Origin of the sequence: Furfurilactobacillus rossiae DSM 15814, assembly GCF_000428925.1 — a bacterium.
Taxonomy (GTDB): domain Bacteria; phylum Bacillota; class Bacilli; order Lactobacillales; family Lactobacillaceae; genus Furfurilactobacillus; species Furfurilactobacillus rossiae.
Genome location: NZ_AUAW01000022.1, coordinates 1 through 19,865, shown reverse-complemented (window position 1 = coordinate 19,865; position 19,865 = coordinate 1). Strand labels below are relative to the sequence as shown.

At 41.7% G+C, this 19,865-nt stretch carries 22 protein-coding genes; 6 read left to right on the top strand and 16 right to left on the bottom strand.

Annotated features, from left to right (window positions below):
* The first annotated feature begins 1 nt into the window (after position 1).
* Complete coding sequence (locus tag G400_RS0111390; protein ID WP_017263077.1) at positions 2-676, top strand: ABC transporter ATP-binding protein; 675 nt, start codon at positions 2-4, stop codon at positions 674-676.
* A 239-nt stretch (positions 677-915) separates the two neighbouring features.
* Here G400_RS0111390 and G400_RS0111385 read toward each other — a convergent pair whose 3' ends face one another.
* The gene (locus G400_RS0111385; RefSeq protein ID WP_017263078.1) at positions 916-1,479 is read right to left on the bottom strand and encodes a TetR/AcrR family transcriptional regulator; all 564 of its coding nucleotides are present in this window, start codon (positions 1,477-1,479) and stop codon (positions 916-918) included.
* A gap of 114 nt (positions 1,480-1,593) precedes the next feature.
* On the opposite strand from G400_RS0111385, the gene G400_RS0111380 reads away from it, so the two are divergent.
* Positions 1,594-2,331 (top strand): sulfite exporter TauE/SafE family protein, encoded by a 738-nt coding sequence (locus G400_RS0111380; RefSeq protein ID WP_017263079.1) that lies wholly within the window; start codon positions 1,594-1,596, stop codon positions 2,329-2,331.
* A gap of 114 nt (positions 2,332-2,445) precedes the next feature.
* Here G400_RS0111380 and G400_RS0111375 read toward each other — a convergent pair whose 3' ends face one another.
* From G400_RS0111375 to G400_RS0111345, 7 genes are all read right to left on the bottom strand, one after another.
* On the bottom strand, positions 2,446-2,733 hold the full coding sequence (locus G400_RS0111375) for a PTS sugar transporter subunit IIB (RefSeq protein WP_017263080.1): 288 nt from the start codon (positions 2,731-2,733) through the stop codon (positions 2,446-2,448).
* A gap of 46 nt (positions 2,734-2,779) precedes the next feature.
* Positions 2,780-4,123, bottom strand: a complete 1,344-nt coding sequence (locus tag G400_RS0111370) for a PTS galactitol transporter subunit IIC (RefSeq protein WP_017263081.1) — start codon at positions 4,121-4,123, stop codon at positions 2,780-2,782.
* A gap of 17 nt (positions 4,124-4,140) precedes the next feature.
* The gene (locus tag G400_RS0111365) at positions 4,141-4,593 is read right to left on the bottom strand and encodes a PTS sugar transporter subunit IIA (RefSeq protein WP_017263082.1); all 453 of its coding nucleotides are present in this window, start codon (positions 4,591-4,593) and stop codon (positions 4,141-4,143) included.
* Positions 4,594-4,617: 24 nt separating this feature from the next.
* Positions 4,618-5,046, bottom strand: coding sequence for a PTS sugar transporter subunit IIA (locus tag G400_RS15855; protein ID WP_017263083.1), 429 nt, complete (start codon positions 5,044-5,046; stop codon positions 4,618-4,620).
* A complete protein-coding gene (locus G400_RS0111355; protein WP_017263084.1) occupies positions 5,046-6,533 on the bottom strand; it encodes a BglG family transcription antiterminator in 1,488 nt (495 codons plus the stop codon). The genes G400_RS15855 and G400_RS0111355 overlap by 1 nt, the downstream gene beginning before the upstream one ends.
* Positions 6,534-6,995: 462 nt before the next feature.
* Complete coding sequence (locus G400_RS16125; RefSeq protein ID WP_017263085.1) at positions 6,996-7,673, bottom strand: HXXEE domain-containing protein; 678 nt, start codon at positions 7,671-7,673, stop codon at positions 6,996-6,998.
* Positions 7,674-7,687: 14 nt separating this feature from the next.
* Positions 7,688-8,338, bottom strand: a complete 651-nt coding sequence (locus tag G400_RS0111345) for an HXXEE domain-containing protein (protein ID WP_017263086.1) — start codon at positions 8,336-8,338, stop codon at positions 7,688-7,690.
* A gap of 105 nt (positions 8,339-8,443) precedes the next feature.
* Here G400_RS0111345 and G400_RS15185 point away from each other — a divergent pair, with 105 nt between their 5' ends.
* Positions 8,444-9,001, top strand: coding sequence for a TetR/AcrR family transcriptional regulator (locus tag G400_RS15185; RefSeq protein WP_017263087.1), 558 nt, complete (start codon positions 8,444-8,446; stop codon positions 8,999-9,001).
* A 79-nt stretch (positions 9,002-9,080) separates the two neighbouring features.
* Here G400_RS15185 and G400_RS0111335 read toward each other — a convergent pair whose 3' ends face one another.
* Positions 9,081-10,007, bottom strand: a complete 927-nt coding sequence (locus G400_RS0111335) for a helix-turn-helix transcriptional regulator (RefSeq protein ID WP_017263088.1) — start codon at positions 10,005-10,007, stop codon at positions 9,081-9,083.
* Positions 10,008-10,086: 79 nt separating this feature from the next.
* Here G400_RS0111335 and G400_RS0111330 point away from each other — a divergent pair, with 79 nt between their 5' ends.
* A complete protein-coding gene (locus tag G400_RS0111330) occupies positions 10,087-10,752 on the top strand; it encodes an FMN-dependent NADH-azoreductase (protein WP_017263089.1) in 666 nt (221 codons plus the stop codon).
* A gap of 177 nt (positions 10,753-10,929) precedes the next feature.
* Complete coding sequence (locus tag G400_RS16485) at positions 10,930-11,199, top strand: TMEM175 family protein (RefSeq protein ID WP_237757534.1); 270 nt, start codon at positions 10,930-10,932, stop codon at positions 11,197-11,199.
* A 433-nt stretch (positions 11,200-11,632) separates the two neighbouring features.
* Here the strand turns inward: G400_RS16485 and G400_RS16350 are convergent, their stop codons facing one another.
* The 4 genes from G400_RS16350 to G400_RS0111305 all read right to left on the bottom strand — a co-directional run bounded on the left by G400_RS16350 (position 11,633) and on the right by G400_RS0111305 (position 15,309).
* Positions 11,633-11,803, bottom strand: coding sequence for a hypothetical protein (locus G400_RS16350; RefSeq protein ID WP_155817624.1), 171 nt, complete (start codon positions 11,801-11,803; stop codon positions 11,633-11,635).
* Positions 11,804-12,107: 304 nt separating this feature from the next.
* On the bottom strand, positions 12,108-12,800 hold the full coding sequence (locus G400_RS0111315; protein ID WP_017263091.1) for a 2,3-diphosphoglycerate-dependent phosphoglycerate mutase: 693 nt from the start codon (positions 12,798-12,800) through the stop codon (positions 12,108-12,110).
* A gap of 75 nt (positions 12,801-12,875) precedes the next feature.
* Positions 12,876-13,961, bottom strand: coding sequence for an AI-2E family transporter (locus G400_RS15180; protein WP_017263092.1), 1,086 nt, complete (start codon positions 13,959-13,961; stop codon positions 12,876-12,878).
* A gap of 172 nt (positions 13,962-14,133) precedes the next feature.
* Positions 14,134-15,309: an ROK family protein gene (locus G400_RS0111305; RefSeq protein ID WP_017263093.1), complete on the bottom strand. Its 1,176-nt coding sequence runs from the start codon at positions 15,307-15,309 to the stop codon at positions 14,134-14,136.
* A gap of 623 nt (positions 15,310-15,932) precedes the next feature.
* Between G400_RS0111305 and G400_RS0111300 the strand changes: the two genes are divergently transcribed.
* Positions 15,933-17,108: an SAM-dependent methyltransferase gene (locus G400_RS0111300; RefSeq protein WP_017263094.1), complete on the top strand. Its 1,176-nt coding sequence runs from the start codon at positions 15,933-15,935 to the stop codon at positions 17,106-17,108.
* 217 nt (positions 17,109-17,325) lie between these two features.
* Here the strand turns inward: G400_RS0111300 and G400_RS0111295 are convergent, their stop codons facing one another.
* From G400_RS0111295 to G400_RS15850, 3 genes are all read right to left on the bottom strand, one after another.
* A complete protein-coding gene (locus G400_RS0111295; protein WP_017263095.1) occupies positions 17,326-17,640 on the bottom strand; it encodes an AzlD domain-containing protein in 315 nt (104 codons plus the stop codon).
* Positions 17,633-18,457, bottom strand: a complete 825-nt coding sequence (locus G400_RS0111290; RefSeq protein ID WP_017263096.1) for an AzlC family ABC transporter permease — start codon at positions 18,455-18,457, stop codon at positions 17,633-17,635. The genes G400_RS0111295 and G400_RS0111290 overlap by 8 nt, the downstream gene beginning before the upstream one ends.
* 288 nt (positions 18,458-18,745) lie before the next feature.
* Positions 18,746-19,204, bottom strand: coding sequence for a MarR family winged helix-turn-helix transcriptional regulator (locus tag G400_RS15850; protein ID WP_017263097.1), 459 nt, complete (start codon positions 19,202-19,204; stop codon positions 18,746-18,748).
* Between the last annotated feature and the right edge of the window lie 661 nt (positions 19,205-19,865).

Below are 19,865 nucleotides of genomic sequence, written 5' to 3'. Positions count from 1 at the left end.
TATGGCAGTAATTGAAATCAAAGATGTGAAAAAGACGTATGGACACGGCTCAGCCCAAGTTGAAGCGCTTAAAAAGATTAATTTTGAAGCTAACCGGAGCGAAGTCGTTTTAATCATGGGACCGTCCGGCTCGGGGAAGAGTACCTTCCTGACGATTGCTGGTTCACTGCAAAAGCCGACTGCAGGCCAAGTTTTTGTTAACGGTGAGGACATCACCCACTTTTCGGCGCAGCAAAGTAGTAGCTTGCGTTTGAACAAGATTGGCTTTGTTTTACAGGCCTATAACTTGGTACCATTTTTAACAGTTCGTAAACAGTTTGTCTTAGTGGACAAGGTGAAGAAAAATAATAATTTATCGCAAGCAAAATTAAATCAGTTGTTTAACGAGCTAGGAATTACTAAGTTAATTGACAAGTATCCCCAAGAGCTATCAGGCGGACAACAACAAAGGGTTGCCATCGCACGAGCCCTCTATGCGAACCCTGAAATATTACTGGCCGATGAGCCAACCGCTTCTTTAGATACCAGTAACGTTGAGGAAGTCGGTAAGTTATTTAAGCGACTTGCCAAAGAGCACAATAAGGCGATTATGCTAGTTACTCATGACCCACGGCTCGAGAAATATGCGGACCATATTTACGATATGATGGATGGCAAGCTCGTTAAGCAGAAGTGATGTTGGCTGACTAATTTGTATCCTGGGCTCCATTCTTAAGGTGGTTATTCGATGCTATGAAGTGTAAAAAATATATTAAGAAGCTTTCTGAACGGCGAGTTTCCGGTATTAAACCGGTGACTTGCCGTTCTTGTTTTATTTTGAAACGACATTTATTATAAAAATCAATTCAACTTGTCATTGCTTGAATTAATGATGTCTAGTCTCCAAAACACTCACATTTTTCTTTTCGACTTGAACTAGTCGCACCTTTTGATCATCAAATGACTAATGTTAATCGCAATTTGTTCACGGGTCAGTCCCTGCTCCCGTTGATAGGCATAGCTATCACTTTTCAGCATTGAAATAAGCATGTCGGCTCGAAATTTCAATTCAGCTTTACTAATGTTATCGCTTATTGGTTTTAATGCCTGCATGGTCAAGTTAACCAACTGTTGATATAACGGACTATGATAAAACGTGCTCATGACAGATGGTCCCGTTTCAATTTCTGTCAGCAGCTGTATTCGCCGCTCACGAAATTCAAGCCATCGAGTCAAAAAATCCTCGAACTGTTTATTTGCCGATGACGAAGGATTCTGCAACTGAGCCTCTTCGCCTGTGATGAATTGCTGAATGTAGTCAAGCGACAGTGCCATGCAAAGTTCACTTTTATTTGGAAAGTTACGGTACAGCGTACCTGTTCCAATGCCGGCGACTTGCGCGATGTCCTTCATACTGACTTTCGAAACCGCTCTTTCCTTAAATAAATTGGCAGCGGCATCTAAGATTTTTTGCTGATTAATTTGCGCGTCTTTTCGCATCAATTAGCCTCCATTATTACAATTAGTACCATACGCTAAAAGTGTGTTCTTGACAAACGGAGTATGCTCCGCTTATTATCAATTCAGACTCTTAACGTAAAGAAGGTTTATCTGATGCTCATTTTTGCCTATGGTTTAGTAATCGGGATTTTTGTCAGCTTGATTGGTGGTGGCGGTGCTGCTTTATATCTCGGAGTATTGACCAGCCAATTAGGCTTGTCATCTGCGGTTGCAGTACCAACGTCATTACTCGTAGCATTACCGGCCTTATTCTTCGGTTTTCTGACACAATTACGTGTTAAAAACGTTAATTTTCATGTTGGCAACCAAATGATTGTAGCTGCTATCCCTGGCATTTTAATCGGTACATACAGCGCACAATTCATCCCCAAAACACTATACAACTGGATCGTCGGCACCATTTTCATTGTTATGGGCGCAATGGTTTTGTTGAAATCAATTCATCAAACGCACAATACTCACACAGACTCAACACAGGTATGGTTGGCGCGATTTTTTGGTTTGCTAAGTGGTCTAATGGTCGGCATCGGCGGTTTAAGCGGCGGTGCAACAACAGCTGCAGGTCTCACATTATTAGGATTAACTGCCGTTGAATCCGCGGGTACCGCCACATATGTGCTCATGACCATGTCTTCAATTAGCCTAATCGGGCACTTGTTCACCAGTACGTTTGCTTGGCAAGCAGGTTGGTTGCTGATGCTGGGGGCTATCGTTGGTGCGGTGGTTACGCCAGTGATTATTCAACGCCTTGATTTGCGTCGAGTTAATCGTGTGCTAACTCCATTCTTGGGACTGCTGATTATTTATTTTGGCGTAAAAATGTTTATTTGAAATTTTTATAGCTAGGTCATCCACTGCGGTAAAAATTTGAGGCTCATAGGCTACAAATAGCAGCAAAAAACGCTCATCCAGAAAATTTTCTAGATGAACGTTTTTTCTTGGAAATTATTTTAATTCAAGCTTCTCTGTAATTTGATCGTAGACAGCTTGCGTATTCATACCGGTTAATAATGGCACTCCATTAATAACCTTATCCTTAACGTTGTCTGGTACTAACGTAGTGCTAACAACAGCGTCGTAATCATCGATGTGGTTAACTTCGTCAGAAATTTTACTTTGCAGCATCTTAACCTGGCCGTCAAAACCTTCGTCAGCTAACCAATTCTTGATTTTTCCTGTGACGACCGTGGATGTTGCTACGCCAGAACCACAAACTACCATCAATGTTTTCATATTTTCGACCTCCAATGTCGAGTTCCCTGAACAACTAATTCAAACGTTACTTTTTGTCTGAAACCGTTGTTGCAGTTTTACGGAATTTGTTTTGCCAAATCATCAAACCTAGTACCACGATACCAATTAAACCAATACCACCCCAGCTAATCAGTTTGCCTAAACCAACAATTAATAACGTGGTCCAAGTTCCACCATCACTTAATACAGAAATGGAAGAGTTACCTTGCAAACTGAAGTGAGCGCCCTTTGCGGCAGCGGTAACCAACGGTGCAACCCATGATGCAATGTACAAACTAACCACGATATCGACAATACCGCCCAAGATAGTCCGCAAAATATCACCACGGAAAACAGCGGCCATAACGGCGATCATGAATGGAATGGTTGCCAAATCACCGAATGGTAACACAGTGTTACCAGGTAAAATAACGGCAATCAACAGTGTTAGTGGCACCAAGATCAAAGCTGAAGATAAAACAGCTTGCTGTCCAACGGCCAAAGCACTATCCATCCCAATGTATAAGTCGCGACCAGGGAACCGTTTCTGAACAAAAGCATTGGCCCCTTCTGAAATGGGTGTCAAACCTTCCATCAGTAAAGACACCATCCGTGGCATCAATAACAATACGGCAGCGGTGTTAACACCGAGTTGAAGGGTTTTAGCAACTGAGTAATGTGCTAGAGCACCGATAACTAATCCAATTACCAAACCAATGACGGTTGAATCACCAAAGATACCCATTCGTTTTTGGACAGTTTCTGGCGTGATCTTAACCTTGTTAATCCCAGGAATGCGGTCAAACAACCAGTTTAACGGCAAGGCCATCAAGAAGCCAGGTGCTGAGGCCCCTTGTGGGAACGAAATGCCTTCCAACCCGTAATACTTCTGAACGGTTGGCGCAGCTAAATCCGCCAACAGGTAGATCAACATAACGTGAACAATCATGGTAAATAGCCCGAGAGCAAAATCATGTGTCACAACATAGACAAGTGAACCAGTAAAGGCAATGTGCCAATAGTTCCAAACATCCACGTCCAGTGTTTTGGTCAAACCGACCAGTAACAAGATGACGTTTGCAATAACACCAACTGGAATTGCCAAACTACCTAAAACAGTTCCGTAGGCGATGGCTGATGCTGCTGGCCAACCAATATCAATCGACGTCAGATGTAAGCCAAAGTTTTTAACCATCGCCTGAGCAGCCGGCCCGAGGTTTTTAGTCAATAGGCTGATGACCAAGTTTAGGCCAACGAACCCAACGCCGACCGTTAACCCAGCTTTGAATGCTTTACCGGGTTTGATACGTAAAATAAGTGCAAAAATAAATAATAAAACCGGGAGCATAACGCTCGCTCCTAAATTAACAAACCACTGTAACGCTGCCATTACAATTCCTCCAATAATTAATCAATCTCTGCTTGTTTCATAATGTCTTTGAAGTCAGCAGTAGTACTAATAGTCGTCAACTTCTTCATTAGGTCATCGTTCTGGAATAATCCCATTAACCGCTGGAGCATCGCTAACTGCAAATCAGGATCATTCAGTGCCAACATAAAAATCAATTTAGCTGATACATCAGCGTTATCGCCCATTTGATTGAAATGAACTGGTTCCTTCAATTGGAGAAAACCAATTTGTGGTTTAATCACATGAACCGCATCCGTATGTGGAATGGCAACCCCCATCGACGGCGCAATTAATCCCGTTGGAAACTGCTTTTCACGGTTTAAAATACCCTCTTTAAAACTTGGTTTAACCACGCCAACTTTTTGTAATGCATCGGCTAACGTTGTTAAGGCTGTGGTTTGATCGGCCATTGACTGGTCGAACAAAATCACATCTTTATCAAAATACACGTGCGACTACCCCTTTCACTTTTTTTACTGCAATAATAACTGGACCTGTGACACCGTTTTTTGTGCCACTAATTTTTCTGTAACCTGCTCATCAGCTAGTTTCGTTAGCAAAGTCATCAACTGCGGGTCATTTTGTGCTGCGGCGGCGTTGGGCGTTGCCAGCATTACAATCAAACGAACGCTTAGTCCTCGGTTCCAATGCTGCAACGTGGGAAATAGACCGACCAAAACTGTGTTCTTAAGGACAACGGATCCCACAGCGTGTGGCATCAAAATTTGCGGTGCAATCATGGTCAGCCCCTGAGCCTCGCGTTTAACGATCAAATCCGTAAACGCATCAACATCACTGACCCGTTGTAACTGACTCAAGCGTTGTGCCATTGTTTGAAACGCGTCTAACGAACTGTCTGAAGACGACAGTGACATAAAAAATAGCTCTTGCGAATCAATCATCAACTGTCCCTCCGTTCAATCCAATTAGCGACCTGATCCCGGTCGGCCTTAGTGAACATCGCGCTAACCATCACCACGCTAGTATTGTCAGCCGGTGTTACGTTGACCGTCGTGATAATAAGGTCAACGTGCCCGTAGTCAGCGGCATGCTTTAGATACCCGTCTTTTGAAACAACAGCCACCACATCCAAGTCTGGGAAAGCCTTTTGAACTTTCACTCGGATAAGTTGTGACGTACCAACACCGCTGGCACACATAATGAGAATTCGTTTGGCCGGCTTAGCCTGCTCTAGATACTTCGCAAAGTACAAAGTAATAAATCCACTTTCGTCGGCACTAATCGCGGCTGGCAAGGCAAATTTCGTTTGCGCCTCACTGGACAGCTGCTTAACTTGGGCAAGTTCATCGGGGTATTCGGACCCAATCTCCTTCAATAAATGATTGGCTACTGAAATGCCATTTTTCAATCGGTTAACCATCGGCTTGATATGATTTCGTAGGTCCGCAACCAGCGCAGTCCGATCCACGGCACGGCCATTAAAATCAAAACCATCAACATAGAACACAACAAGCTGGTCAACCAACCGATCTTCATGATTCGTACTCGGCAATTCACGATCGTACCGCATTGAGACCATGTACTGAAGTAGGTAAAAGTCTTCGATGGCAGGCAATGTTGTGTTAAGGTAGCGACCAATTTTCCCGATAATTTCTCGGGCCACTTCTGCAAACTTGGGGTTGCGCTCCGTCAACGCTTTTTGATCAGCAGTCAATCGATTCTGTTCCGGATCATCAACGACCTTGCCCTCACGAAAACGACTCATCAAAATATAGAGATGTGAAAAAATATTTATGTTATACGGGTAAGGAATCGTTAGCTTCAATGAACGCTCCAAGTATTCCAGCTGAGCGATTAAAAACCGTTCATCAAACGATGACAGCTCATGGAAATCGTCGATAAAATCATCGATGCTTTCTTTATCCATGAGATCGCCTTTATTGATCGTATTTCGAATCGCCTGGCGAATGTTTGGTTCAGGACCAGTTATAGATAAACGACGATAGCGATGCTTTAGTACCAGCCCAAACGACAACGCCAGCTTATTCATCAAGGAAATATCGTTTTCAATCACTGTTTCACTCACATAATAATGTTCATACAAGCGGTCAACGTTTAAATCAAACGGGGCGTTGAACAATAGCTCCAGTAAAATCCGGTTCCGTCGCTCAATTGGTGAATAATCCAATGTGTTATCCACGCTGGTATTCCGTTCATAAATATACCGATCGTAATTTAGGCGATACCCCCTTCCACGAACTGCCTCAATGACATCACCAGACTCTGAACTATCATTAATGCTACGGACATTTCGATAAATCGTTTTAGTAGATGTGTTGGTGACCTCAGAAAGTTTGTGGGCAGTGATGTAATCGTTTTGTCGCATCAAAATATCAATCAAAGCTTGTTGCTGATCATTTAATTGCATAAACGCCCCACCCCTTTTAATATAATAGGCTAGAAAAAGTATCCGCTTTCACAAGATAGTGTCCTTTGCAAGGGACATTTTGAGCGAGATTCCATCTAATCGCTCTTAAGCTTTTCAAAGTTGTTCAACGAAAGTTTGTCCTGAAGCTATTCTCCTCGCGGTATTACGGACCTTTATTTTGCCTGACCCATCAAGGTTCCAGCAATTATTCTGCCTATCGGTCAACGATATATAGGATAAACCGTACAGCTAAAAAAAGGTTCTCAACCTGTATCAATTGGTTGAGGACCTTAATATACACATTCAAAAGGCGTCAAAATCTGTTAACTCTTTCGCTTGTTAATTGGTCGTTGATTGCTTCAGTCATTGCGAAAAAACACCCTCAAAAATGAGCGTGTTCTTTAGATTAATCTGTGCCATCCCCGGCCTATTCTAAATAGACCTACTTGAATTCAAAACGTTTTAATCGTGGTTTAGATGTTTAAGATTATCTACCGTCGTGCCAAACTTTTTCATATACTTGTCAGCTTTTAAAACGTCTTGTCGTGAGAACGTAAATTCTTTCTTGTTATTAAAATGATTAAATAATGGCGAACGAAAGGCAATCCAATAGTTGCTAAAAATCCACACCAGAGCAATCACCAAATCTACCCAGTTGAATAAATTCTGCGTGCGCAACTGCCACAATCCCCAGGTAGAAGTAAGTGTTAGTCCTAACACCGCAGTTAAACTACCGGGATTGTACCAACTATGCAATCCGAGGTTAAATATCACGACGTGCATTAAGAATTCCAGATAGGCAAAAACGATAGCGGCTAAAGCTAGCCAATGTACCTGTGGGAAAAATAGCGGTAGCAAATAAACAATCACTGCAAACCACTCATTCCCCCACAATGCGCTAAGTTGATTTAACGGCCATAAACGCACATCTTCATTCACTTGTTTCATTTCAACCTTAATGCCGCCCCATGCAAAACCACCGGGGAACCCAAATTCTTCGAAAAAATGTAGATGAATGAAGACTAATCCAAGCAACAATATTTTTTGTAGCAAATCCCATTGTCCCATTGCCAGTAATAGGACGTAAAAGCCAGCGATATAGACTTCCATCTCATACCAATGGCGAACTAATTTTCTCATTTTTGCTCCTTCAACTAATGACCAATGCGGGCAAACGAGGTTACTTTTCGGAACCGTTCTACCTGCCAGTCACTCATTCGATATTTAGTCTGCTTATTTTTAAACGTTTGAACGGGCAACACAATGGTCAACAAAATGCACATCACTAACGTTAGGAACCCCGCACACCAGGTCCAGCCGTTGACTAAGTGATTAAACTGAACTTCATAGATATAGGCAATTCCGATCGGCAGAAAAAGTAAGAGCGTTGTTGCCATCCCCGGATTGTACCAAGTATGCATCTTGACGTTCATCTGGACGCAATGACCTAGAATCTGAAACAGGCTAAACATAACTACACCTAATCCTAACCAATACCAATTGGGAAACATAATTGCAATAAAATATATAACCCAAGCACTGACATTAACGATGCAAATAGACAACGTGTTGCCAGGATAATGATCCGTTAACTCGTGTTCATCATAGATAACACGATTAATTACCAAGGGAGCGCCTCCTGGGAACTGATACTCTTCAAGTTGATGAATGATTAGTGCAATCAAGTTAATAATGAGTAACCATGTCGTTTGCGACCAGTGCGGTTCCGCGATTAAAAGATAAACTACAAAACAGATCACCATGCCGCCACCGAATCGATACCAGTAGTTTCTAAACCATGCCATTAGTCTCAACTCCTTTAAATAAATGTCACATTTGATTCATTTAATTGAGTATATTATAGTTGCCGTAATTAGAATCCACTACCTATTCGGAGGTAACTTGCACAAATGACTGAAAATGAGACAGATAAACGACACCAACGCATTGCCCAAATTACACAAACCCAACAAGACTTTGTTATGGCCTTGAGCCAGTTGTTAACCACTAAGCCGCTCAATAAAATTACGATAACCGATATCGTCACGCGTGCCGGCTATTCAAGACGCACATTTTATCGTCATTTCATAACCCTGGATGACATCCTGATCTACCAACTTGACGGACTGACAACAAACCTGTATGAATTGTTATCCAAACAAAAAAACCTGACGTTTAATCAGGTCGTTTTGTCGTTTTTTGAGTTTTGGTGGCCTTACCGTGAATTACTCGACCAACTGAGTACTAACAAACGGCTGTATCTATTAGCTGATTCTTTGACGAAAAATCTTTCCAGTAGTTTGCTCAGCCAAATCAAAGGAGCCAATACGGATTATCTGCAACAATTCGCCATTGGTGGCATGTTTGCCATGCTCTCTCATTGGGTCAAACAAGGCGCGACTAAGAGTCCTAAGGAAATGGCAAAAATTGCTCAGGATATACAAATTCATTTAACCACCGCTGAGTGACAATTTTGATTGGAGAGTTGGGCTGAATCCCCCCTACTAAGTGCGGTCAAAAAAATCGATTCCAGAATTGTTGAGAGCTTCACTCTAGTAGTCCTGTTAGGTAATCCCGATATTTTTTCGCCAAAGATTCAGGATACTCAATTTTCATGTTTTTGCCGTAACTTAACAGGTATTCAACCATGTAGGTTTCCTCAGTAATATTATAGCCACCGCAGACGTATGCTTTATCGTTTTCCTCAACTAACCGCATATTCGGATAATGATCCCTTAAAAAGTGATCACGCCCTGCTTTGTTAACAACACATCTAAATTGGATGTTGTGGTACGTCGCTTCATATTTATCCTGCAGCTGTTGTAGCTCAGCGTTCGAAAACAGTTCTACTTGGCCATCGTATAGACTAATTTCGATTAATTTATCGCAGCGGTAGGTTCCCCATTTATGTGTTACCAAATCAACGGCGCTACAAAACCAAATGCCATTTCGATAGAACAATTCAAAAACTTGAATGATGCTTTTTCTCACTACATGCTGTGTATCTGTGATTGAAAGTGCCTGCTCGTTTAAAATCGATTGCATCACAATGTCCAAATTAGCGACACTTTTAACCGGCGCCGTGCTATAGAAATAAACGGCGCTAGCCATCGAGTCAATGCCCTGCTGTTGTTTCCGTGGCAGTGTTTCCAACAGTTTCTTTTGAATTTGCGGAAATGATTTTTCAAACGGATTACTGGATAGTCCCTTCATCCCCGACAAAGCAAAGAAAATCGCCTGAACTTCCTGAACGTTGAAAGTAACCGGCGGCAACAAGGTTTGATTCAATAACGTATAGCCGCCATACCGACCTGCATCTGTATAATATGGCAGGCCAATTTCTGACAGTTCGTCGAGATCTCTCAACGCCGTCCGTTTGGAGATATTGAATTCAATGGTCAAATCTTCAAGATGAAACCTTCTTTTATTATTGAGATAAAACAATTCTTGATTAAGTCGTTCTGCTTTTTTCATAATGTCCTTAATGGTGACTTATTATGACACCTTTGATTGATATCCTTATGTTATCAAATCAAAAGGAGAAACGGAAACCATGAAAACATTATTAATCAATGCGCATCCAGATTTTGACAATCCTGCATCGTATTCAAATACACTTGAACAACAATTCTTGAGCGATTATAACGGGAGCTTTGAGGCTGAAGACCTAACTGTCCTTAATCTGTATGATATGGAAATACCACGAATTGAAAAGGGTCAACTCTTATCCGTTTGGACAAAAGAAGCTGATCACACTGAACTAACGCCGACAGAAAAACATATTGCTGATCTATCCGCTGAATTATTGAAACAGTTAAGGGACAACCAGCGCGTGGTGATTTCTCTGCCAACTCACAATTTTAACGTCCCTTCAAAATTGAAGGATTGGATCGACAACATTCTGATTGCTAGAGAAACGTTCAAATATTTATCAAAGCCATTAGCAAGCGGGCAGTCTTCAAAAGGTTTGATGACGGACGATTATCGACTGATGATCCTTATTGCCAGTGGTTCAATTTATACTCGCGGCGACTTTTACTCCGGAATGGATTTTGCAGTTCAATATTTAAAAGCCATCTTTACCGATGTGATGGCGTTTGGTCAAGTCAACGTGGTCCGTGCAGAAGGCACTTCTATTATGCCGGTTTCACGAGAAAACATTTTGAATGCGGCTTTTGCAAAATTGGATACTCAGTTTAATGAATTCTACAAAAAGTAATCAATTAGCTCCGTCGATATACATTCATTTAGGTCAAATAGAGGCTAACGGCAATATCTCGACAATTTCTGTTATTCACTGCATGGTTGATTTAACAACATGTTGTGAGAAATTATCATGAATAAAGCACGTCTTGAGTAGTTTACCGATGCCGTTTTAGCCATAATTTTAACGATTATGATTTTAGAATTTGAGACAGCAAAATCACTAAAATTCAGTGCAATTTTTAGTCAGGTACCTTATTTAATTTCATATGCCATCGGCTATCTATTTATCTGTGCAGCCTGGTACAATCATTACTTTTTATTCGGTAAGGCAAAGATCATTACACGTCATGTGTTTTGGGCAAACAATCTGTGGCTGTTTGGTACCTCATTTTTACTCGTAGCAACTGCGTGGGTGGGTGAAGGCATTTTCGCCCGTGACCGCAAACTTTCTACATGTTAATTTATGCAGTCTAGACAATTGCGTTTGTTATCTTAGCCAACCAGATTATCACGGCCAACGAGAACCATCCAGTTGTTGTCATCAGCATTAAGCACCTGACGCTGTATCGTTATTTGCCTTACTGGCCAGCGGTTACGGTATAAGTTGTGTTACAGATTTTGTCGCTTCTATTCTTCCCCGCCGGCAATCTGATTCTGATTACTTTGCAGATTATTACGTCTGCCGTCTTTTCGAATAAGGAAAGCGCCAAGGTTATCGAGGAAAAGAAATAAGTCTATCTTTATGACAAACCATCATGAAAACAAAAAGACTGCTATTGATTATCTGGTTAAAAGCTTAATAATCAACAGCAGATTTTTACATTATTGGCACTATATTCTGATGGTGTAATTGACCGAATACAGTTTCCTAGTTTTTAACTTTTGTCTAACCCTCACACAATGGCAATCATGCCGACGAGCGCAACGCTTGCAGCAAACGGCACCCATAGAACAGCAACGTCATCAGTATCATTGAAATACCTAACATTACTTGGATACCTTAAGGCGATGTGAATCTGATGAATAAACAGAATTTCCAGAACCACAGTCAAGACAATAATCACAAACAATTCATGGTAGACAAAAACACTGTCAATTTTCCATTCCTAATACTGCCTTCGACTATTCAATGCTTGCTTAGCTCCGTAATGCTGACTCAAGCTCTTCAATCCTTCTCTCAGCTCCGTAATGCTGACTCAAGCTCTTCAATCCTTCTCTCAGCTCCGTAATGCTGACTCAAGCTCTTCAATTCTTACTTCTCACAGATTTCATTGTACATATACTACAATTTAGTATACCAGCCTTGAAGGCTACAACTATCAATAAAATAAAAAAGCACCCGCCTAAACGGATGCATTTCATATCAAATTACTTGTCTAGCTTAACTTTGCTTTGAACTTCCAACTTGTCGTTGAAGTCGTAAACAACTGGTTCACCAGTTGCCATTTCCAATGAAACAATGTCTTCGTCAGAGATGTTTTCAATGTACTTTGACAAAGCACGTAATGAGTTACCGTGGGCAGCGATGATAACGTTCTTGCCATCTAATAACTTAGGTGCAATTTCGTCTTCCCACAAAGGCATAACACGTTCCAAAGTGACCTTCAGGTTTTCACCACCGGGAACGATCTTTGGATCCAAGTTAGCATAACGACGGTCCTTTGATGCAGAACCTTCGTCATCAGCACTCAACAATGGAGGCAAAACATCGTATGAACGACGCCAAGTGTGAACTTGGTCATCGCCCCACTTTTTAGCAGCTTCGGCCTTGTTTTGGCCTTGTAAAGCGCCGTAGTGACGTTCGTTTAAACGCCAAGTCTTGGTTTCAGGAACCCATAATTGGTCGGATTCTTCCAAGGCGTAGTGTAAGGTCTTGATTGCACGTGTCAAAACTGAAGTGAAGGCGTAGTCAAATTCCAAACCATGTTCCTTGATCAATTGACCAGCATGCTTTGCTTCTTCAACACCCTTGTCGCTCAAGTCAACGTCAACCCAGCCAGTAAACTGGTTAGATAAGTTCCATTGTGATTGACCGTGACGAATCAATACTAATTTAGCCATCTCTAATAACCTCTTTCTTAAATGTAATAATCAATTCATTATAACCGAAATCAGACATAAATTACATAGGTCACACTACTTTCCGTCATCCCCATCAACAGTTCGTTTGGCACGACGGCGTTCCCGCATCCGTTTGATACTTGGCCGCTCACGACCAATCGACTTAACGCCCAGTAAATCAAGGAAAAACGTAAATAGTGGCACGCCGAAAATTAGCCCCCAGACACCGAATAACCGCTCGCCAACTAGTAACACGACAAACGTATAGAAGATGGGCAACTCGGTCCGACTAGCATAAAACTGGGGGTTCAGCACGTAGGCTTCTAATGTGTGCACAACGAGGATCATCACCAAAATATAAATAACGTAATCCAGTCCACCAACTGAATATGCAATCAATCCCAACGGCACTACGGAAATAATTACCCCCGCCACCGGAATCAAACTGAGAATGAAGATCATTAACGCCAAGGTTGGCAACTGTGGCATCCGCATGAAAGCCAGTGTGACTGTCGTAATCACCGTATTGCAGATAGCAATGAAGAATTGGGCCTCGATGACGACACCAAACGTGTTGATGAACTTTTTAAACAAATAGGAAACATCCTGGAAAAACCAGCCGTATGTAGAATCCAAAAACAGATGTGAGAATTCCCGAACTCGTTTATTTTCGACGGTGAAGAAGAAACTCAAAATTAGCGAGAAAAACAAGGTTAAGGCCATCTGCCCAATATAGCCGACGTAGTTCAAAATAATCGTTGCCCAATTTTTAAGCTGATTCATGATATCCAACCGTTTGGCATACTGATTGATAAAGTTCACAACATAGTTCGTATCATGCGACGGATTTCGATAAAAATTGTAAACGGTATTCGCCATTTTAACTGTTTCATCAATCAGCTTAGGAATATAGTTCGTGATTCCTGAATACAGCCCTAAGATCACTAACAAGTAAATGGCAATTACAATCACTGCCGCTGGTATCTTCACAAATCGGCGAATAAACTGCGTCAGTCGAGTAACCAAAAAAGTAAACACAAATGTTAACAGGACAATGCTAATCATGGAACGCATTAACCACAACGCTAATACGATGAACCCTAACACCGTCCAACGTCGTAGCGACACGTTTTTCACAAATCGTTGATAGTATGTTGTCACAACCAAATCCCCCAATAATTTCTCTGCTTTAACTGTACCTCACTGCCTATTTTTCAGCCACTCACAGCACCGTAAACTCATGAAGAACTTAATCTTTGGACTAAAAAAGGTAGCCAACAATATTAGTCGACTACCTTTTTGAAATCGTTAGAAACAGTTTTCGTCATTGAAGTTATTCTGGAACACTCTCTGCCTTAGCCTGAAAATCAAGCTTCAGATCATCTAATCCCAGCGCGTGGTGAATGATATATGAAGTAGCCCCTAATAGGGCAGACTCAGTGTATCCCTTGGTCAAAATTACCGGTGTGTCGCCATCGGGCATCATCTGGACAAGTGAATTACGAACAGATTGGAGAATCTGTGGGAAACGTTTGAACATGTCCCCGTTTAAGATCACCACATCCGGCGCAAAACTCGTGGAAAGATTCGTCAAAACCCGCGATAGGTAGTAGGCAAAATCATCAATCGGTTCCATCACCCGATCGTCTTTATGGTAATAAGCCTCGGTCAGTTTTGCAAAGTCCATTTCCTGCCAACCCATGCGGTCCCGAATCGCCTTGTTTAGGGCTGGTTCAGACGCATAAACATCGGCGGCAGCCATCTTACTATGGTCATAACGGTCAACAAGGTAGGCTTCGCCAACTTCACCAGCGTGACCTTCGTGACCGGTATACAAGTGCTGGTCAGCGACAATACCTGCCCGCAGGTGTTTGCCGATCATCAGCGTGACTAAGTTCTTAAACAACTCATTATCATGAAAGTCACGTTCGTAGATGGCGGAAAGGTTGGCCGCATTTTCAATCAACACCGGCACCTGAAACTTATCAGCAAAATACTTAGCCAAGTCAAAGTTTTCCAAGCCTTTAAGTTCTGTGCTAATAATATGGTTGTTATAGACTGTACCATCGATAACAAACGCAATCCCGGCCAATGACTGGTCACTTAACTGACCAACTTCCTTAGTAATTGCCGACGTAATCATGTCCATCACAGTCGTTAAATTAATGCCATCTGTATCAATCGTTTGCATGCTTAACTTTGAGGCGTTAAAACGGCTGATCAAAATGTCAACGCTACTGGTGCCGAGGTTGACTGCCATGACGTAGTTTTTGCTAACATTTAACTCTCCCATTACAGGTCGACGGCCACCATTTTTAGTGCTAACCCCATGACCAACTTCACGAATAACGCCGGTTTTCAATAACTGGTTGTAGATATCAGAAACCGTTACTTTATTCAAATCTAGATTACGTGAAATCTGACTACGCGAAATTGGCCCCTCATTTATAATTTGTTGAAGCACCTGCTTTTCATTGGTGCTACGCATAATGTGTTTATTAATAATCATTTTAGTGTGATAACAAACATACTAAATCCATTCGTTCATCAGATAACTAAGCAGAACGCTTAGATTCAGGTCGTTATCTCTACCCTCCTAACGTCGCCTATAAACATCTTTATATATTCATAATAAAATGCTAGTACGTAAAAGTACACAAAATAGGCATTTTTAGCCCCATATTGACCAATGTTTTGTCTAGTTCCTTTCGTGTCCGCTTTACAAACTAACTAACCGATGCTTTTCAAGTGACGTTGCAACAATGGATAAAGATTTGGCTAATGAAAAACCAATTGTTTAAAAAGCAATTGTGAAGTCATTATAGCAATGAAGTCATGTCTATACCAATACAAGCAATCGGCTTTTCTAAACTACTGAATTTTATAACCTGACAAAAAATCGCGCAAATCTTTTGTTAGAAAGAATTGGTAAATTAACTGACAATCTAAATCAGGTTTGTTTGCATTCTGAACAAATCGACTTATATAAGTCATTTTTGGTCGTATTTAAAGCGTTGGGTGTTTTGACAAACAGCGTTATACTGAAGATTGTATTTTTTAAAAAACATGATGGCGTTTTTGCCATACGGGCACTACCATCAAACGGTTAACGAGAAAGGAACAGAAGGATTCATGCTGGATAAGACATTTTACAAGACATTTCTCAGTCACTCATTCAACATCCCTGTGCGTGTCAATTATTGGGACGGCACCAGCGATGTTTATGGTGGTGACGGCGAACCACAGGTGACAGTTACCTTTCACGAACTTGTGCCAATCAAGTCATTAACGCGCAACGCGTCATTGGCACTTGGAGAAGCGGTTATGGACGGCCGCATCGAAATTGACGGTAGCATTCAAAAGCTGATCGAGTCCGCTTATGAAAGTGCTGGCAGTTTCTTCAACAACAGTAAGTTCAAACGGTTCATGCCAAAGCAATCACACAGTGAGTCACACTCTAAGGAAGACATCCAAAAACATTACGATGTTGGTAATGACTTCTACAAATTGTGGTTAGACCCAACGTTGACTTACTCATGTGCTTACTTCGAACATGATGATGACACTTTGGAACAAGCACAGCTAAACAAGGTTCATCACATTATCAAGAAGCTTGATCCTCAACCTGGCAAACGTCTGTTGGATATTGGTTGTGGCTGGGGTACGTTAATGCTCACAGCTGCCAAAGAATACGGTTTAAAAGTCACTGGGATCACGCTAAGCCAAGAACAATATGACTTGGTTAAACAGCGGATTATCGATGAAGACTTACAAGATGTTGCCGAAGTTCGTTTGGAAGACTACCGCGAATTAGGTAACGAAACGTGGGATTACATCACCTCCGTTGGGATGTTTGAACATGTTGGTAAAGAAAACTTGGGCGCCTACTTCAAGTGTGTGGCCAAGTACCTCACCGACGACGGCGTTGCCTTAATTCATGGAATTACTCGTCAACAAGGCGGTGCCACGAACGCTTGGCTCGACAAATACATCTTCCCAGGTGGTTATGTTCCCGGTTTAACGGAAAACATCGACCACATGATCGACGCTGGTTTGCAAGTCGACGACATGGAACCCCTGCGTCGTCACTATCAACGGACTACGGAAATCTGGGATAAGAATTTCAATGAGCATCGTGACGAAATTGCCAAACAATTCGACGAACGCTTCATGCGCATGTGGGATTTGTACCTACAAGCATGTGCGGCTTCGTTCCAGTCTGGTAACATCGACGTCATTCAGTTCCTGCTCACTAAAGGTGCATCTGGTCGTGTGCTACCAATGACACGGGATTATATGTACAAATAATGTTTCATTCCGACAACTGTCAATTTCTTGACGGTTGTTTTTCGTATCATTGACTAATTCACAGTGTGTAGAAAATCCGAAGGAAAGACGCAACTCTATAACATGCGAAAAAAACACCAGCCGACGCTTTTATGCAGCATGCAGATGCGCAAAAATGTGGCAGGCACAAAAAAGCTGACCATCAAGAAACGATAGTCAGCTGTCGATTCATTCAATTTTATAAGAATGTTGTTAATGCCCACATGAGCAACAACCCCAACACCACGGACAGTGTCATTGAACGCGTGAAGTACGCGATGACAATGACAAGCACCGCGGAAATCATGGCGGCAATGTTACCTACAGAAAAGGCATACGTCGAAGTAACGAAAATTTGCTTCACAATTAACGCGGTGAACAACGACACAGGGACAAAGCCCATCCATTCGTTGAACCAGTCTGGAATCTTACGTTTGGAAAAAAACAACATTGGGAAGTACCGCGGAATAAAGGCCGCCACTCCCGCCAATAACACTAAGGCTAAATCATTCATGGTCGTGATCCTTGTCTTTCTCTTGTTCTTCCTTCAGCAGCCGCTCTTCAGTCAGCTCCTGTTCGTTAATCGTCTCGCGTGTCCCCGAAGGACCACGAACTTTGTACAATAGGGAACTGCCCGGTGCCATCGAGCGAATCACCCGGTCAGCCAAGAAACCAGCAGTTGAGGCGAGCAAGGTCGCAATCACAATCCCTAAGGTACTCTTTAACGCAACACAGAAGAAAGCGGACAGTGCGCCCGCCAAAATGGCTGTCAGCAGCGTTAAACGGCGCTTAACCTGCATCGTAACCATAAACAAGAATAAAGCAGTCAATGCGAAGTCAACAATCACCAAATTAATGTGTAATGATGATCCGATTAAGCTCCCAACCACGTTTGAAAATGCCCACGTATATAACGCATAGTGCTCAACCAACAAGGCATTACTTGGTGTCCAATATTTATCCGTGGCAAACTTCAAATAGTTCACCGCGTAGTTTTCGTCGTTAAGTGAAAACGCGAAGCCCAAAATAAATTTGTGGGATGACTTTTTGAGATAGTGTGACAAACTAGACCCCAGTAACGCATACCGCAATTCAAGGAAAAACAGCATGATCACAATCTGGGAAATTGGGGCATGAATCGTCAACATGGTGGCAATCAAAAATTGCGCACCACCTGAATACACGATCAATGACACAAGTGCAACCAACCATGTATTCAAACCGCCCGCATGCAATAACACACCACAAGCCAAGCCAATGGGAATATAGCTTAAACATAGCGGCATCGCAATTTTTAGCACTGCCAGCCAGTTCGCCGGTTCCTTTTTCAAAATGCATCCTCCATCATTAAAGCACGCTCAGTTAAACCCTCACCGTTCGTTTGAATGAAACTGAGCGGTTCGCTTTAGAAACAAGTAAGACTCAGTGAATATCTCGAAACAATGCGAGTATATTTTACCATGATTAAAATGTCTTTGTAACCATGCAGATGGAGATTGACGAACATCGAGACAAATGAAAGCGTTTTTATTTAACAAAGGAGGAACGTTCGGTTAAAAAAAGATAACAATATATCTGAAATGTTTAAAAATTCAGGCATATTACTATCTCACAAAAAATTATTCAAGTTTAGTATCTTCAAGAAGATGCGCAAAAGCAGCAAGGTCTGTGTGTAACCGCATCATTTCTGCTTCACCCATGTTATTCAAGACTTGCGAAGCCATCTCTTTTGCCTGGGCAACTTCATGATCGGCCATTTTTTGACCCTTGGAAGTTAATTTAACGATATGTCGTCGACGATCATTTGGATCTTCATCCATCTCAATCAGTTTGGCTTTCATTAACTCAGAAATTTGAATTGAAATTGCGCCCTTAGTAACGTGGTTTTTTTCTGCCAAATCAGACACATTTGCGCTTTGGTTCGTGGCCAGCTGGTTTAAAATTGATAGTCCACTCCAGCCAACGCCAAACTTACTAGAAACCTTCCCAAGAACCTTTTCAATTTGGCGAAAACTCGACAAATACCCTTCTGTCATCATATCAACGACCATTTGTTGCTGTTCTGCTGTTTCGTCCATGAGTGCACCACCTTTGTTTGTTGATGGAAACACCTTTAAACTAAGGTTTCGGCCACTAATTGCCTTAAACTCACTAAAATAGCAAAAATGATGACTTTGTGCTCTAAAAACGCCGTTGTAGCAACAATAATTTATTCACGTTTTATTGGAAACACAATAATAAGCTAAGATCAGTAAAATTCTGAGCGTTAGCTGGCTCAAAATAAACCAATCGAAAATAATATTAATTTTTAAAAAAGCCAATACACTGGGAATACTGTAAAATTCACCACTTGAATGATTCATATTATTAATGAATATATGTTATAATTTTTATTAGTGGAACATTTTAGGCTAAGAGAGCGGGACAAAACTCTTGAATAAAAAATAAGGTTCGAAATCGTTTTTTGATTTCGAACCTTATTTTCGTACTATTATGTAGGCACAGAGACAATTCTCTGCTTATCCAACAGCGACTAAACAATCAGAAAGCGAGGTTATCTCCATGTACAAGAATTATAACAATAATCAAACCAGTTTGGCAGTGAATTTAGATTTTACGCCTAGTGAAAATCATGTGGTCACGGTGTTAAGCCGATTCGTAGACTCTATTCCTTTAAAAGACGTCATGAACGCAACTGCCGCCACTGGGCGGCCAGCCTATGATCCACGGTTAATGATG

Bases quoted from the DNA above. Each gene is read 5' to 3' on its own strand.
- G400_RS0111390 (WP_017263077.1), top strand. From the start codon at position 2: ATGGCAGTAATTGAAATCAAAGATGTGAAAAAGACGTATGGACACGGC.
- G400_RS0111385 (WP_017263078.1), bottom strand. From the start codon at position 1,479: ATGCGAAAAGACGCGCAAATTAATCAGCAAAAAATCTTAGATGCCGCT.
- G400_RS0111380 (WP_017263079.1), top strand. From the start codon at position 1,594: ATGCTCATTTTTGCCTATGGTTTAGTAATCGGGATTTTTGTCAGCTTG.
- G400_RS0111375 (WP_017263080.1), bottom strand. From the start codon at position 2,733: ATGAAAACATTGATGGTAGTTTGTGGTTCTGGCGTAGCAACATCCACG.
- G400_RS0111370 (WP_017263081.1), bottom strand. From the start codon at position 4,123: ATGGCAGCGTTACAGTGGTTTGTTAATTTAGGAGCGAGCGTTATGCTC.
- G400_RS15855 (WP_017263083.1), bottom strand. From the start codon at position 5,046: ATGATTGATTCGCAAGAGCTATTTTTTATGTCACTGTCGTCTTCAGAC.
- G400_RS0111355 (WP_017263084.1), bottom strand. From the start codon at position 6,533: ATGCAATTAAATGATCAGCAACAAGCTTTGATTGATATTTTGATGCGA.
- G400_RS16125 (WP_017263085.1), bottom strand. From the start codon at position 7,673: ATGAGAAAATTAGTTCGCCATTGGTATGAGATGGAAGTCTATATCGCT.
- G400_RS0111345 (WP_017263086.1), bottom strand. From the start codon at position 8,338: ATGGCATGGTTTAGAAACTACTGGTATCGATTCGGTGGCGGCATGGTG.
- G400_RS15185 (WP_017263087.1), top strand. From the start codon at position 8,444: ATGACTGAAAATGAGACAGATAAACGACACCAACGCATTGCCCAAATT.
- G400_RS0111335 (WP_017263088.1), bottom strand. From the start codon at position 10,007: ATGAAAAAAGCAGAACGACTTAATCAAGAATTGTTTTATCTCAATAAT.
- G400_RS0111330 (WP_017263089.1), top strand. From the start codon at position 10,087: ATGAAAACATTATTAATCAATGCGCATCCAGATTTTGACAATCCTGCA.
- G400_RS16485 (WP_237757534.1), top strand. From the start codon at position 10,930: ATGATTTTAGAATTTGAGACAGCAAAATCACTAAAATTCAGTGCAATT.
- G400_RS0111315 (WP_017263091.1), bottom strand. From the start codon at position 12,800: ATGGCTAAATTAGTATTGATTCGTCACGGTCAATCACAATGGAACTTA.
- G400_RS0111305 (WP_017263093.1), bottom strand. From the start codon at position 15,309: ATGATTATTAATAAACACATTATGCGTAGCACCAATGAAAAGCAGGTG.
- G400_RS0111300 (WP_017263094.1), top strand. From the start codon at position 15,933: ATGCTGGATAAGACATTTTACAAGACATTTCTCAGTCACTCATTCAAC.
- G400_RS0111295 (WP_017263095.1), bottom strand. From the start codon at position 17,640: ATGAATGATTTAGCCTTAGTGTTATTGGCGGGAGTGGCGGCCTTTATT.
- G400_RS15850 (WP_017263097.1), bottom strand. From the start codon at position 19,204: ATGGACGAAACAGCAGAACAGCAACAAATGGTCGTTGATATGATGACA.